Genomic DNA, 14,788 nt, shown 5'->3' with positions numbered 1-14,788 from the left:
ATCATAAGTCATTTTAACTGAGTTCATTGAAGGTCGTATTATAGGGTTGTCCACTACATTCTCAACTAATTCTCCAAACATGTAAACCTTTAATTCAAGTTTTCTAAGACTTTCTACGTATTGTTCTCCAGTCATTAATCCCATTAAAATCATTCCTTTCAAATTTATATTTTGTATAACTTTATTAATATTGTTAGAATTTTAACATGAGTTTTTATTAACTTATTTTAGTCCATTTAAATTTTTGAGCTACAGTGGTCTGACCATTACTTTTTCACCGCTGTACCCCTAGTTTACTATAAAACTACGTCGTTGTCAACGTAGTTTTATATTCTTTATTTGTAGTTATTTGGATATACCCAAATAGTATTAAATTGGTAAAAATAAGAAAAGTGGAAGACGAAAATTTATTCCCGTCTCCCACTTTTCGTTGTATTAATCTAACTGACACAAACTTCATCCATACCCTTGTTATTTTTGTTCTTTTTTATGTAAAATTTAATAGCCTTAATATTTCTACCTTCTTTTATTTCCTCAAATTCAAAAGATATATCTGTTTTTGCACTAATTTCTCTTTGTGTTACAAGTATTATTCTTTGTTTTAAGTTGTAATATCTATCATATTGTTTTTGCACGCCTAAACATTTCTTCAATTCTACAAGATCATATGTTCTTGCCCCTATTTGTTCATATTGTTTTAAACATTCATAGAGCTTTAAACTATATTCACTATTAAGGTTTGTTATATTTTTAAAATGATCTTCGGCAAAGTTTTGAAGCTGTAAATAGTATTTTTTAAGCTTTGGATGAAAGCTCACACCGACTTTATACTCATTATCATAGTATTTTATTTCAGAAAGCCATACTGTTTGGAAATCACCATCATTTTCATGAATAGTTACTCTTTTACTTAGCAATAGCCCACTTGCCCTTTTAACTCTACTATAGAAATTCTTATTTGTGCTTAATTCAACTTCTAAGAGTTTGGCAAATTCTTTAATACTTATTATGTATTCTTTACTTTCTTCATCAATAGGATTAACCATTGAAGCGATAGCCAATATTAATTTAAATTCTCTCATATTCAGTTTATAACTTGCATTAATAAGTTCATTATCTTTACAAATCCAAGAATCTCCTTTTAGTGTTTTTTGAGTTTCCAAAATATCACCTCTGTAATTATATATTACTTGGAAGATTTGAAGTTGTCAATGTTGTTGAAGCCAACCCCTTTATGTCTTTTTATTTCACACTTACGATGTAATTTTTTATCTGTATCAATTTTTTAAAAAAGTACATACTATGCACATCTGTCCATAGTATGATAGTAGCTACCTCTATGCTTAAACATGACATTATAGTTTTGTTCTATTAATCTAAAAAATACGTAAATAATAAATGTTAAAGCAGCTTTATAAATAGAATATTATTTTCTTGATAATTCTATTAAAGTACATCCCTCTATCGCTAGCATTCCATTTGCTTTACAAAAATTAAGTATTTCAGGGCTTTCTGCTCCTGGTTGAATAAGTACCTTGTCTATTTTCAACTCATGAGCTTCCTGAAGGACTTTAATACCTTTATATGGATTAATGCATAAATTTAAAACTTCTACCTTGTATGGTATATCTCTTAGACTGTTATAAACTCCTTCATTTTTAGCAGATGGATTTACACCCACTACATTAAATCCATCTCTCTTCAAGGAATTTAATATCTTATAAGCATATTTTAAAGGGTTTAATACATCCCCAACCACAATCCAGTTTGTATAATTTAAAAGTTCATTAGCGTTCAATATTATCATCTCCTAGCAAAATTAGTATCTCTCTATTATATAAATTTATTAAAATATTTGTTACTACCTTCTTTGGTACCTGTTTATCAAATTTCGTATAGCATTTGTACGTTTCAGTAATTTATACAGTAAAATATTTATTTTACTCTAACCCAATATTATAATATTAAAAAAAGCAGCATAAGCTATTGATAAATATGTTTCTTACTGCAATAATAATGTATATACATAATTATAGTACAAATTAAAGTAGATGTATAATAATAGGTTTAATTCTAAAGAGACCTAATGTTGGAGGATAAATATATGGAATTAATTAATATTTTAGGTACTGGTAGTGCTATGGTTACAAAATGTTATAACACTTGTTTTACCATTTCAAACGAAAAAGAACATTTATTGGTGGATACGGGTGGCGGTAATACCATACTTTCAAACCTAGAAAAATTAAATATAGGTATCAATAAAATTCACCATGTCTTTATATCTCATAGACATAACGATCATATTTCTGGTATTGTATGGATTATTAGAGCTGTAGCTCAGCAAATTACTAATGGAAAATATGAAGGTAATTTAACAATTTATTGTCATAAGTATAATATTGAGGCAATAAATACAATAAGTAGCTTGCTTTTAGATAAAAAATTTACAAAATACATTGGAAATAGAATACTATTCAATGAAATTTACGATAACTGTAAATTAACTATACTAGATTGGAATATAGAATTTTTTGATATTAAAAGTACTAAAGAACTTCAGTTTGGCTTTAATACAATACTCAAAAGCGGAAAAAAGTTAGCTTTTTTAGGAGATGAACCTTACAATGAAAAGCTATTTGAATATGCCAATAATGTGGATTACCTTTTTCATGAAGCGTTTTGTTTGTATTCAGAGAACGATATCTTTAAACCATATGAAAAACATCATGCTACAGTAAAGGATGCTTGTGAAAATGCATCCACACTGAATGTAAAAAACATAATTATGTTTCATACTGAAGATACAAACATATTGAATAAAAAGAAACTATATACAGATGAGGGCAGCATGTTTTTTAAAGGAAATATTATTGTTCCTGATGATTTAGATATTATTGAATTGTAATATTAAAATTACCTGATTATTGTTCATTTGCAAAACTAACCTTCAAAGTTATAAATAAACATTAGACTTACGTTTTTTTCTATTTGAAACTCATAAAATTAGATACATAAAAAGCTCTATATAACATTGCCTATATTAAATTGAATTAGAAAATCACCGTTATATAATAAAAATGAGTCATAAGCTTTTACTTTAAAAGCTTATGACTCATTCTATTATTAAAACTATTTTAACAAAGATTTTATTGCTGCTAATTCTTTACTTAGGTTATCATCCTTCATCAGTTCAAGGACTGAATTAATTATTACACGAATATCGTGCTGTCCTTTATAAATAGGAGTAACTCGTTTATTTAAATTCAAGAATTTATAAACAGCAGTTTGTGCACCTCTCACTGAATAATCCATAGTAAATACTACATCATCTGCTATTTCACAGAACTGTCCAAGTAATGCTAAATTAGTTGAACCTTCTGGTATAGTTGCTGGTCTATCGCCTTTTGCTCTAGTTAAAAATTGTGCTGTTGTAAAAGGCAATATACATGGTATACATATAGATGTTTTTAGAATTTTTTCCATATCATCTTTAAAGTTTAAGTGATATAATACCTCAGTTAATATTTCCTCACCAGTACAATCCACCATTCTCTTCTTTATAAAATCACCTTTTGCATATGGGAACAAAGAATAACCCCATACAATTTGTACATTATCAGGTTGATTAAGAAAATGTGGTTGATTATGCAGAACTATTGTCATGAGCCATGCTGAATCTTTAAATGTCATATGAGCACCAGTTCCTGGTTGATTTCCTGAGAATTCTATTATTTTCTTAAACATTGTTGGGTCTTTAAGAGTAACTGTGAAAGACTGCCACATTGATTCTTCAACGCGTTCATCAAAAACTCTAGGATTACCAAACTCAGGACGACCGCTCGCGATTTTTTCCCAAAGCTCCCATGCACCGCCCACATGTTTGTCATTAATTTTTGCTGCTGTAGTCATTGAACCAAGGCTAGTACCAGCTGTTAAAGAACCAATAGTAACAAAAGCAAAATCATTTTCTCCAACCTCTATTCTAGTTTCGTTTCCATTTTTTTCACATATAAATGCTGTAACTGTAGTCTGCTTATCTAGAGGTTTAAATTCTAAATCAGTAACTCTGCAGTTTAATTCAAAATTAACACCTTGTGACTTTAACCATTTTGTCATAGGTAATAACATTGAATCATATTGATTGTATGGTGTACGACGTATTCCAGATAAATCTTTTAGACGTGGTAATTCTTGGATAAATCTATGAAGATATCTCTTAAGTTCTATAGCACTGTGCCAAGTCTCAAATGCAAAGAGTGTAGTCCACTGGAGCCAGAAATTTGTTTTAAAAAATGGTTCTGGGAAACACTCTTTAATAGTTTTTGTGCCTAAAGAATCTTCAGGGTTAATTAATATATCCATTAATGCCATTCTATCTTCGCGATCAAGTCCCAAAGATGATACATCAGTTATTTTAGCATCATTATCTATTAATCTAGCTTTTGCATGGGTATGAATTTTTTTATTAAAAGCATTAAATTCATCAAGTATTGAAACTTTAGGATCAGTTAATGAAGGAATACTTTCCATTACTCCAAAAGTACAAGCATAAGCTTCCCTATCAAACATTCTTCCACCACGGATTACATAACCGTGCTCATGATCACCATTTCCATCCATGCTACCACCCGTTATGTTTAATTCTTCATATATATGAATATTTTTTCCCGGAACATGTCCATCTCTAATTAAAAATACTGCCGCGGAAAGTGATGCAAGTCCAGCACCAACCATATAAGCATTTGTTTTTTCTACATCAATAGTTTGATCAAAGTTAAATTTCATATTAAAACCTCCATTTTAAATTTATAATATAAATTGTCTTAGAAAATTTGTTCTTATCATGTAAACTATTTATTATAGTTATAATATAAATCCAAATAGGAAGATTTCATACAATCAACTTCATATAATTGTCTAAAAACCATACATTTATCTTAAAGTGTATGGTTTTAAGTTGAATATTAATCCATATATCCCAGTAATAAAAAAAGTACAAACCTAACTTAGATGATAGAATAAGTGTATAAATATACAAAACAGTGTTTATTTTGTATTTTAAAATTAAAAAGGTGGGGTACATAAGATGAAGAAAGCATTAAAAGCATTAATATTAACTTTAAGTATTTTAGTAACAACAGGAATCAGTTCAGTAGTATATGCCCAGGATACTGCTAACTACACTGTCAAAACAGGGGATAGCCTGTTGAAAATATGTCTTAAGTTTAAGGTAGGCATTTCTGAGGTCATAGCTGCTAATCCTCAAATAACTAATCCTAACAAGATTTCCCCTAGTCAGATAATAAAAGTACCTAGTTTAAATGAAGCTACAACACTCGAAGGACAAGTAGTAGTATTAGTTAATAAAGAGAGGGCAAAGGTTGGACTTGCTCCATTAAAGGCTAACTGGGAACTTTCAAGAGTAGCTAGATATAAATCACAAGACATGATTGACAAAAACTACTTTTCTCATACATCACCAACTTATGGTTCACCGTTTGATATGATGAAAAATTTCGGAGTTAAGTATATGTCTGCTGGCGAGAACATTGCTTACGGTCAGCCAACACCAACTTCTGTAATGACTGGTTGGATGAACTCTGCAGGTCATAAAGCAAATATCTTAAGTGAAAACTACACTGAAATAGGCGTAGGAGTAGCAAAAAAATCAGATGGAACCATCTATTGGACTCAACAGTTTATAGGTAAATAACCATCTAAATAATAATAAGGATAACTACTCTGCCATTATGACAGTTTGGTTATCCTATTTTTATATGCTGCAGAAGGAAAATTAAAATATTTCATCTAAGTCAGTTATAATCTTGTCTGCAAGTCCTAGTGAAATAATTTCATCAGACATTAGCCACCAATCTTTTCTATAATTTTTAGTATAGAGTTTGTCTGTAATATTTGTATTTGCTACAATAAAATCTTTTACTCTTTTTTCTTGTCTTTGTGTAAACTCAAAATTATCTAAAACTTTATCTGTATTACCCATGGCACCTGTACTACCAGAATGAATAAGAGCTGTTGTATCTTTAAATATATATCTGTGGCCTTTTGAACCTGCCAATAACATCAGCCCACCAGAACTGTATGTTTTACCTAACCCAATTGTATACACAGGTGTTTTGGAAATTTGGATAACATTTATGAAATTTAGTACTGCTGGTAATTCTCCACCATTAGAATTTATTAAAATCTTAATTGGTATTCTCTCGTTAGAAGCTTTACCTTTATCCTGTTTATTCCACTTTATAATCATTAGTGAAAAATCAACCAAACTATCATCAATATCAAAGTTCCAAAATATTTCTCTATTTATAGTTCTCTCATAATAATCTAAGGTATCTGGGTTTGGTAGATTTAATTTTGTTAATTCCTTAACCTCATCATCAAAGAATATATCCCAGTCTTTTTTTACAACCATAATTCACCCTGCTTCCTTTATATTATTATTTAATGTATATTATATTATATGTATGCGGGTAACCTTTTCTACATTCAATCTCATATAATTTTATTTTATATTTCTTTATTAAAGCAAAGGGACTATAACAAAAAAAAAGCATCTCTGCTCTTTATATTGTGGATAATGATAAGTCTTAACACTATTTTTCATATAATTCTATAGGTAAATCATCTGGATCACTAAAAAAGGTAAATTTTTTACCCGTAATCTCATCAATTCTAATTGGTTCAGTAATCACATTTTTATCATTCAATTCTTTTATTACCATATCAATATTATCTACCTCAAAAGCAATATGCCTTAGACCTATTGCCTCAGGATAACTCAACCTTTTAGGTGATTGTGGAAAAGAAAATAATTCTATTTGATTATCCTCTGAAACACTTAAGTCCAGCTTATATGATTCTCTATCTTTTCTGTATATTTCGTTAATGATTTTCAAGCCTAAAATATTAACATAAAATTCTTTTGATATTTCATAATTCGAACAAATGATAGCTATATGATGAATCTTGTTTAATTTCATTATTATACCTCCTGATTTTACATTATATTAGCATTTTCTTTCGACTGAGAATTTTACATACATTCACTTAATTAAATAATTACAATTAAGTCTTAACATTAAGGGCTATTATACCATTAAACACAGACTCTAAGGTGCTTAATTATGTAATTTCACATATATAAAAGTAATAAAGAAATCACTAATTAAAGCGATTTCCTTATTTTAACAAACATCATATTGGTTTATTATGTGCGTTAAATTAACTTATATCTTACTCGTGTCGTTTAATTATTTCTATATTTGCCTTTTCTACTGGGGTTAACATTTGTGTTTCTATATTAAAACTAGGATTGGGTGAGTACCATGATTTTGACATAAAGTAATCTCTGAATCTAGACATACTAAAGACATATCCATATCTTGCATATATCTCATTTCTTGCATATTCTCGCAAATTATAATCTAAGTTATTTATTTCATAATCAGTTATAATTCTGCTATCACTAAAGCCAAAAATATAATCTGACTGCGCAACATATGTTGGCACCTGATATTGTGGTTGAACAACATACTCTTTTTGAACAACAACCTCTTTTTGAACAACAACTTTTGGCTTTTCTACTTTTGCTTCCTCTAACTTAAAGTCTTTGTTTTTAATCTTATCATAAATACCTTTTATTCCGCTATAATTTGTAACTGAATTGTCCGCTAGATATAACGAATTTAAATTTTTTAAATTATTTAACTTATCAATATTATTTATTTTGTTACTCTTTAAATTAATGTACTTTATATAACTCATTCCTGATAATGGACTTACATCCATAATTTCATTACTATCTAGATTTAACTTTTCAAGATTTGTTAAATTTTTCAGATCACTTATATCATCAATTCTATTGGAACTTAAGCTAATGCTCTTTATACTTGTTATGTTTTCTAATGCACTAATATCTCTAATATCATTATTATCAAGGCAGAGTTCTTCTAAGTTATTAAGTAGACTCAAAGGCTCAATATTGCTTATACTATTTTTTTCTAGAGTTAGAGTTTTTAGATTCACCAAATTTTCTATTCCGGAAATATCTTTAATGTTTTTTCCCGTAGCATCTAATGCTGTAATATCTTTAACATCTCTTTTATATATTTTTCCTTCTGGTTTATCTATCATCTTCCTTACAACGTTTTCCAGATTTATATCCTGTATCTTTATACTCTCTTCTCTTTTGCATCCTACTGCAATCATCATAATAATACAAATAAAGATTAATACACTTTTCTTTACCACGCCACAATACCTCCCTACATAATACTTTAAAATATATATAAAGCATAATATATATTTTAATAAGCAAAATTATAAATTCCTTTATATAAAACTGATCAGAGTTCCCCCTTTATTAACATCAAAATAATTTCATACAGTATAGTATATTAACCACTCACAGCAATTGTGATATATTAATATTATAAAATCTTATGTTCTAATATCAATTTATGTAATCGTTGTAACATTAATGCAAATTATTCAACGTTACACGCCTTTAATTGATTTTAATATAAGGCACTTTTTAAGTGGCTTTTTTCCTGTGGTTAATTAATCTTTCATTTTATTGATTTCATCTAACATTAATATGTTTAATCTATTTATTTCTTTTCTTTTTACCATTAATTCTTTTATTACTTTACCCCTATAATCTAATTCAATTAACTCAGCTTTTGATTCCATTGACTTACAGAACTCATATATCTTTTTAAACTGTATTACTGTTTGCTCGAACTCCTCATCAAAATCAACTAAATCTTTATTCTCATAAATCATCTTTAGTGACTCTAATTGATATCTTATTATTGTAGAAAATTGTATAAGAAATTCATTTGATCTTACTTTATAAAGACATAATAATAATTCTGTATAAATTCTATAAAGAGTATATTTATCAAAAACCTCTAGATTTACTCTGCTATGACCTAATTCCTTTTTTAACTTAATGTTGAGTAATTTTCTTAAGAAATTGTTATAACTTTTTGCAGTCCATACTCCATATACTGAATAGCTATTTTCTACTTTCTTAAAGAATTTATGTATTTCTTCATTACTTACGAATAGTCTTATTTCTTTATCCATTCTAGTTAATCTAATTTTTTCGATTACTTTATAAATATCTCCGTATCCCAAAAATAACTTACCTTCTGTAGCACCCCGTATATTCCTTACACACATCCAAATATCTGACATAAAAGAATAACCCCCACCAATTATGTAATAGTTTCAATCTCGTAACTAAAATTATTTAACCCTTCTTTACTTATAAATATTTTTTTAGTTTTTTATATTATCGCCTGTATTGTGCACAATATACAATACAACATTGTATTAGCAGCCTTGGTTGAAAAACCATTTACAGTAACAACTCAGAAAGCGGATAAATTTATAGCTTTGAAATTATATTAAATTATTCAAACTTAAAAGTTTCATTAAAAGCTGAAACGCTAGTTAAATAACTTAGTGCTCCCTTTACTCTCCTTTTGTATAGTATCTACCGTAAAGGTGCATATTTTCTTTTTTTAAAAAAATCATATATAATAGAAAGAAATAACTTAAGGTTAATATAATGTTTTTTATAGAACCCTTTTTGTAAATTAATTCTTAAAATATAATTTTTTTTAAATCTTGGAGGTTATTAAACATGGAAAAATCAAAGGTATATTTTACTGATATGCACACGACGATGAAAGAAAATTTGCAGCAAAAATTGAGTCGTCTAATCAAAAAAGCTGGTATTGATCAAATTGATTTTGATAAAAAATTTACAGCTATTAAAATTCATTTTGGAGAACCAGGCAATCTAGCCTACCTTCGCCCAAATTATGCTAAAACAGTGGTGGATATCGTGAAGGAAATGGGTGGAAAACCGTTTCTGACTGATTGTAATACTTTATATGTTGGTGGTAGAAAAAACGCACTTGATCATCTGGATTCTGCATATGTTAATGGTTTTTCTCCATTTTCTACAGGCTGTCATGTGATGATTGGAGATGGATTGAAAGGCACTGATGAGGTTTTAATTCCTGTTGAGGGTGGAGAATATGTGAAAGAGGCGAAAATTGGACATACCATCATGGATGCAGATATATTTATTTCTCTTACTCATTTCAAGGGACATGAAGCAACTGGTATTGGTGGTACGCTTAAAAATATAGGTATGGGTTGCGGATCCCGCGCAGGTAAGATGGAGATGCATAGCAGTGGAAAGCCATATATTTCTCGCGACAACTGTATAGGCTGTGGTCAATGCGCCAAAAACTGTGCTCACAACGCTATTACGGTAACAGAGAAGAATGCTACCATTAATCACGATAAGTGTGTTGGTTGCGGTAGATGTATTGGTGTCTGTCCTATGGATGCTGTTTTACCTGCATCAGATGAATCAAATGATATTTTGAATAAAAAAATTGCAGAATACTCATATGCTGTGGTAAATGGTCGTCCAAACTTCCACATCAGTCTGGTTATTGATGTATCTCCGTTCTGTGACTGTCATGGAGAAAACGATGTACCAATTGTGCCTGATGTTGGTATGTTTGCTTCCTTTGATCCTGTTGCACTAGATGTTGCTTGTGCTGATGCGGTAAATGCACAACCTATTATAGCCGGAAGTCTTCTCGATAAAGGTGGTAAAAAGAATCATGACCATTTCACTGATGTGAGCCCTGAAACTGATTGGAAAGTTGCAATTGACCATGCTGTAAAGTTAAATCTTGGCAGTAAGGAATATGAATTAATTAAAATATAAAAAATATAAAATAATATTTTTAGAAAGAGGTGGCCTTTATCAGTATATTAGAAAACAGTAGTTTGCTTATAGAAGTTAATGAGCATGGAGCAGAACTCAACAAGTTATTCTCGAAAAAACATAATTTAGATTTCCTATGGAGTGGTGACTCAACCTATTGGGGAAGGAAATCGCCTATATTATTCCCTATAGTAGGTAGACTTAAAGATAACGAGACACTCATAGATGATAAAATTTTTAATATGAATCAGCACGGTTTTGCAAGAGATTGTACATTTAAATTAATAAATGAAAATAAGAATAGTATAAGATATTCTTTAATTGCCAATGAAGATACAAGAAAAAGATTTCCTTATAATTTTGAATTACTAATTACTTATGAATTACATGATAATAGTATTAAGGTGCTTTGGAATGTGAAAAATATTGATTCTAAAATTATATATTTTTCAATAGGAGCTCACCCTGCTTTTAATGTACCTTTTAAATCCGATGAAAAGTTAGAAGATTATTATTTAGCTTTTAAAACTAAAGAAGATGTAGAAAAATATACATTTGAACTTCCTTATATAAAGGGGAAAAGTAAAGTTAAAGCACCTGAATATATTTCTATAAAACCAGAAGTATTCAAAAATGATGCCTTAATTTATAATGGAGTTGATGAAGTAACATTAAAATCTACGAATAATGATATGGCTCTTAATGTTACTTTCAAAGATTTTCCTTTCGTTGGCATATGGTCACCCTATTACACAGAAACTAATACAATGGCCCCATTTGTATGTATTGAACCTTGGTATGGCATTGCAGATTTAAAGGATTCCACAAACGTTTTTAAGAATAAACTTGGTGTTAACAAAATAGAAGTTGGTGAAGAATTTAATGCCAGTTATGAAATAACAATAACATAATTGGTTTAATTTACTATAACAATAAAAAGTCTTTATTTAAATAAAGATAATATGGTATACGTGGACTTTTCAAAAGAATTCACACAGGAAATGAATGCTGGTAGTGGTTACGAAAGTCAGATACTACAATGCATTACTAATACACTGGGTGATTATTATATGGTGAAAAAAGATTATATAACCGTAGAATGTAAGCCTTATAGTTCTGGTCATATTTTAATGGAAAATGATGAAGCTTTTATTCTAGATTACAAAAATACTAAATAATTATAAGGAAGTCCAAGGGATTGCATTTTAGCAATCCCTTTTTTTAGGTTATATTGGAGTACTAACAGTATTGCTTGGATTAATTTTCATTTTACCTTGATATGTTAAAATAATATTATAATAATATTGACGTATAATTTTTTTTATTAATTTTGTATTTAAAGCCCACCTTTCATCATTAGTTTTCTTGTGGCCAGTTTCCCGGCAGACACAGCAGTTTTCCCACTTCCTGTTGTATACCACATAGACCGTAAAACACTTGGACCTTTTATTAATAGACAGCAAAATCCGATTAGTAGCATTAAATTATACCATTCAAAACTACTTGCCAAAATTGTTGTAACTCCTCCCATTAACAAGGTTTGTACGAGTATTGTTGAAATTTGGCTTAATACTTCTCTCCACCAAACACTCATATAATTGTTGTCATCAGCGCACATTGATATTGCAGCCCAAATAGATAGTAATTGTAATAGAATTAAATCTGCATGATATATACACATTTTAAAGAAAAAACTTACGACTGCTATTGTTATAAATAAAGTCATTAATATAAGTACAAAGCTATTGGATTGCGAAAATAAACCCCCAATGCTTAGTATATATTTACCAGTTGAAGCTGCTAAATCTTTCGATACATTTTTAAACATATAATCTCCGAGTGGATAAACTACTTTTCCTATTATTAATAGCAATAATGTTGGAGCTGCAACAATCATAAAAGAGGCTTTAACAGCCCTAGTGATTATTTCCCATATTGTTGCTTGTGTTTGGTCATTACTCACATCTACCAGGTATTGGATTATTTTAAATGCTATAATACAACTCATTATTGTTATACCTATTCCAAGAAAAACTAAATATACTTTTTTGAAAAAATCAGGCATTTCTTTTGGTTCAAAAAGTATTTTTGCAATGAAATTTGCTGCTTGTTCTAAAACTTGATTTATAGAACTTAGGAAATATTTATTAATTGAAGCTCCTATATCCATAATTACCTCCTATTATAGTTCGAATTTTCTTTCTGTTACTCTTCTATAATCTTTTTGACTTATTCTGTACCTGCTAGTTATATTGGGGAAAAGTTCAAATTGCTTTGTTTTCTTTAATTTCATTGGATACTTTCCAGTTATAATACATATAGATTCATCTGGATTCATCGTTAATATTTCATCCGCATTCATTAAATTTCTACCTGTGTAAGAAAAGCTTTTGGATGATGAACTTGACTTCTTTTCTCCACGTGATTTTGAATTTGACCCAGTGTTGACCTTTACTGTTGATTTACCTATTAACCTTGAAAAATATTCCGCAGTTGTATCATTCACATTGCCTAGACATAATTTAACGCCGCAGTTTCCTAAAATTGATTCTGCTTGTTCTTTACCATATCTATCTTGTAATTGAGTTATGTTTTGTAAAACAGTACAACAAGCAATACCATATCCTCTGCAAGTGGCTAAGAATCTTTCATAATCATCCAAACGTCCTAAATTGGGGAATTCATCTAAGTAAAATATAACCGACTGTGGTAACTTTGTATTATTGTTAGCCCCAATCGTATAAAGTTCTTGAAAAGTTTGATTGAAGAATAAATTTATAAGTCCTTCCCAAGTGCTATCCATTACTGGGATTATTACGTATAATGCGATTTTTCTTTTTCCTATATCTCCTACATAGAAGTCCGAACTTTCTGTAAATGTTGCAACTTCTTCATCCACATAATCTCCTATAGTTGTTAATAATGAGATCATAATACTACTTCTTGTCTTTTCTACTGATTTTTTAAACCCTAATTCGTATGCTCTACGTGCTGGATGTTTTTTATCTAATCTCATAAATTGTTCGTCAAGTTCGCTTACTCCTGATTCATCCGCTTCAGGGTCAAACTCTTGTAAAAAGTTTAGTACCCCTGTTATGTTCCTGTTTTCCTTTGGCATTTCATATATATTATATAAAATTAATGCTTTCAATAAACTTACTTGTGAATTGTACCAAATATCTTTATTTTTGGGATTGTTTTTTGCTGCGACTAATGTGTTGGCTACTGTCGTTGCATCTCTATCTTTTTTTACATAATCAAAACAATTGTATTTATCTGAATATCTCATATCATCAAAATTAATTACGTGGACTTCATAACCTTGTTTCCGTTTTACTTCTGCGGTCAATTCATAAACTTCACCTTTGGGATCTGTTACTACAATTGAACACTCTTTTTCATGCAAAACATTTGAAATTATATAACTTTGAGTTTTTAAAGAACCCGGACCCCCAACTACAAAATGATTTCGGTTAGGTAATTTTGAATTAGTTGGCTGAATTAAAACTTTACCGTCTTTTATTCCTAGAATTATACCACCACTTGTTGAAGAATAGTTAAACTCATTCTTTTTTTCAATGTTTTCACTTTTTATTTCCATGCTACTTTCTAAATCTTTAAACATCTGTTTCACTGGAACACCTATAGTTTCATTTTTAACAAATATTTCTTTGTTATTAGCATATCGACTTGAACCATGTACCGCATATTTTTCTTCAACTTTGTAAATGTCTTTGTCTGATGATTTATAAATTATATAAATCATATATAATAAAACTATTATAGTTCCAATAATTATAACTGAATTTTTTCCACTTATCATTTCTGATATTGAACTAATTGGGTGAAACAATAAATTTAAAAATCTTTCTTTCATTATTTCCGATGTCATATTTTTAACTTTATATTGTTCAAGTGTTGATATTGCAACTGATACACATAAAACAACTATTTCTAACATCAAAGTCATTATTAAATAAGAAAAGAATTTTATTTTTTTCATTT

15 protein-coding genes are annotated in these 14,788 nt (G+C 29.2%); 5 read left to right on the top strand and 10 right to left on the bottom strand.

Annotated features, from left to right (window positions below; all coding sequences use genetic code 11):
• The 3 genes from LGK95_RS09220 to LGK95_RS09210 all read right to left on the bottom strand — a co-directional run.
• Window positions 1-144, bottom strand: a 144-nt coding sequence (locus LGK95_RS09220) for a 4-hydroxyphenylacetate 3-hydroxylase N-terminal domain-containing protein (RefSeq protein WP_226124336.1), incomplete at its 3' end; no start/stop codon positions are given.
• A gap of 296 nt (window positions 145-440) precedes the next feature.
• Window positions 441-1,163, bottom strand: coding sequence for a replication initiation protein (locus tag LGK95_RS09215; protein ID WP_226124331.1), 723 nt, complete (start codon window positions 1,161-1,163; stop codon window positions 441-443).
• 263 nt (window positions 1,164-1,426) lie between these two features.
• Window positions 1,427-1,798 (bottom strand): CoA-binding protein, encoded by a 372-nt coding sequence (locus LGK95_RS09210; protein ID WP_226124330.1) that lies wholly within the window; start codon window positions 1,796-1,798, stop codon window positions 1,427-1,429.
• Between the two features lie 306 nt (window positions 1,799-2,104).
• Here LGK95_RS09210 and LGK95_RS09205 point away from each other — a divergent pair, with 306 nt between their 5' ends.
• Entirely contained in the window at window positions 2,105-2,908 is an 804-nt protein-coding gene (locus tag LGK95_RS09205; RefSeq protein WP_226124329.1) for an MBL fold metallo-hydrolase, read from the top strand.
• A 224-nt stretch (window positions 2,909-3,132) separates the two neighbouring features.
• Here LGK95_RS09205 and LGK95_RS09200 read toward each other — a convergent pair whose 3' ends face one another.
• The gene (locus LGK95_RS09200; RefSeq protein ID WP_226124328.1) at window positions 3,133-4,788 is read right to left on the bottom strand and encodes an oleate hydratase; all 1,656 of its coding nucleotides are present in this window, start codon (window positions 4,786-4,788) and stop codon (window positions 3,133-3,135) included.
• Window positions 4,789-5,089: 301 nt separating this feature from the next.
• Here LGK95_RS09200 and LGK95_RS09195 point away from each other — a divergent pair, with 301 nt between their 5' ends.
• Entirely contained in the window at window positions 5,090-5,716 is a 627-nt protein-coding gene (locus LGK95_RS09195) for a CAP domain-containing protein (RefSeq protein WP_226124327.1), read from the top strand.
• 81 nt (window positions 5,717-5,797) lie between these two features.
• Here the strand turns inward: LGK95_RS09195 and LGK95_RS09190 are convergent, their stop codons facing one another.
• The 4 genes from LGK95_RS09190 to LGK95_RS09175 form a co-directional block, all read right to left on the bottom strand.
• A complete protein-coding gene (locus tag LGK95_RS09190) occupies window positions 5,798-6,436 on the bottom strand; it encodes an ATP-dependent Clp protease proteolytic subunit (RefSeq protein ID WP_226124325.1) in 639 nt (212 codons plus the stop codon).
• Between the two features lie 181 nt (window positions 6,437-6,617).
• Window positions 6,618-7,004, bottom strand: coding sequence for an SMU1112c/YaeR family gloxylase I-like metalloprotein (gene gloA2 / locus LGK95_RS09185; RefSeq protein WP_226124324.1), 387 nt, complete (start codon window positions 7,002-7,004; stop codon window positions 6,618-6,620).
• Window positions 7,005-7,257: 253 nt separating this feature from the next.
• Window positions 7,258-8,274 carry a leucine-rich repeat domain-containing protein gene (locus LGK95_RS09180; RefSeq protein WP_226124322.1) on the bottom strand — a complete coding sequence of 339 codons (1,017 nt, stop codon included), beginning with the start codon at window positions 8,272-8,274 and terminating at the stop codon, window positions 7,258-7,260.
• 309 nt (window positions 8,275-8,583) lie between these two features.
• Window positions 8,584-9,225, bottom strand: coding sequence for a hypothetical protein (locus tag LGK95_RS09175; RefSeq protein ID WP_226124320.1), 642 nt, complete (start codon window positions 9,223-9,225; stop codon window positions 8,584-8,586).
• Between the two features lie 451 nt (window positions 9,226-9,676).
• Here LGK95_RS09175 and LGK95_RS09170 point away from each other — a divergent pair, with 451 nt between their 5' ends.
• From LGK95_RS09170 to LGK95_RS09160, 3 genes are read left to right on the top strand one after another with little or no spacing between them, the layout of a single operon-like run.
• Window positions 9,677-10,783 carry a DUF362 domain-containing protein gene (locus LGK95_RS09170; RefSeq protein WP_226124318.1) on the top strand — a complete coding sequence of 369 codons (1,107 nt, stop codon included), beginning with the start codon at window positions 9,677-9,679 and terminating at the stop codon, window positions 10,781-10,783.
• Between the two features lie 29 nt (window positions 10,784-10,812).
• Window positions 10,813-11,694: an aldose 1-epimerase family protein gene (locus LGK95_RS09165; RefSeq protein WP_226124316.1), complete on the top strand. Its 882-nt coding sequence runs from the start codon at window positions 10,813-10,815 to the stop codon at window positions 11,692-11,694.
• Between the two features lie 15 nt (window positions 11,695-11,709).
• Window positions 11,710-11,961, top strand: coding sequence for a GerMN domain-containing protein (locus LGK95_RS09160; protein ID WP_226124335.1), 252 nt, complete (start codon window positions 11,710-11,712; stop codon window positions 11,959-11,961).
• Window positions 11,962-12,119: 158 nt separating this feature from the next.
• Here LGK95_RS09160 and LGK95_RS09155 read toward each other — a convergent pair whose 3' ends face one another.
• Complete coding sequence (locus LGK95_RS09155; RefSeq protein ID WP_226124314.1) at window positions 12,120-12,953, bottom strand: conjugal transfer protein TrbL family protein; 834 nt, start codon at window positions 12,951-12,953, stop codon at window positions 12,120-12,122.
• 12 nt (window positions 12,954-12,965) lie between these two features.
• On the bottom strand, window positions 12,966-14,786 hold the full coding sequence (locus tag LGK95_RS09150) for a VirD4-like conjugal transfer protein, CD1115 family (protein WP_226124312.1): 1,821 nt from the start codon (window positions 14,784-14,786) through the stop codon (window positions 12,966-12,968).
• Window positions 14,787-14,788: the final 2 nt, after the last annotated feature.

The sequence above is a fragment of the Clostridium algoriphilum genome (assembly GCF_020443705.1).
GTDB classification, from domain to species: Bacteria; Bacillota; Clostridia; order Clostridiales; family Clostridiaceae; genus Clostridium_AD; species Clostridium_AD algoriphilum.
This window is presented reverse-complemented; position numbering and strand designations above follow the sequence as displayed.

Coding starts and splice junctions, on each gene's coding strand:
- LGK95_RS09205 (WP_226124329.1), top strand. CDS start 2,105: ATGGAATTAATTAATATTTTAGGTACTGGTAGTGCTATGGTTACAAAA.
- LGK95_RS09170 (WP_226124318.1), top strand. CDS start 9,677: ATGGAAAAATCAAAGGTATATTTTACTGATATGCACACGACGATGAAA.
- gloA2 (WP_226124324.1), bottom strand. CDS start 7,004: ATGAAATTAAACAAGATTCATCATATAGCTATCATTTGTTCGAATTAT.
- LGK95_RS09150 (WP_226124312.1), bottom strand. CDS start 14,786: ATGAAAAAAATAAAATTCTTTTCTTATTTAATAATGACTTTGATGTTA.
- LGK95_RS09200 (WP_226124328.1), bottom strand. CDS start 4,788: ATGAAATTTAACTTTGATCAAACTATTGATGTAGAAAAAACAAATGCT.
- LGK95_RS09155 (WP_226124314.1), bottom strand. CDS start 12,953: ATGGATATAGGAGCTTCAATTAATAAATATTTCCTAAGTTCTATAAAT.
- LGK95_RS09190 (WP_226124325.1), bottom strand. CDS start 6,436: ATGGTTGTAAAAAAAGACTGGGATATATTCTTTGATGATGAGGTTAAG.
- LGK95_RS09195 (WP_226124327.1), top strand. CDS start 5,090: ATGAAGAAAGCATTAAAAGCATTAATATTAACTTTAAGTATTTTAGTA.
- LGK95_RS09175 (WP_226124320.1), bottom strand. CDS start 9,225: ATGTCAGATATTTGGATGTGTGTAAGGAATATACGGGGTGCTACAGAA.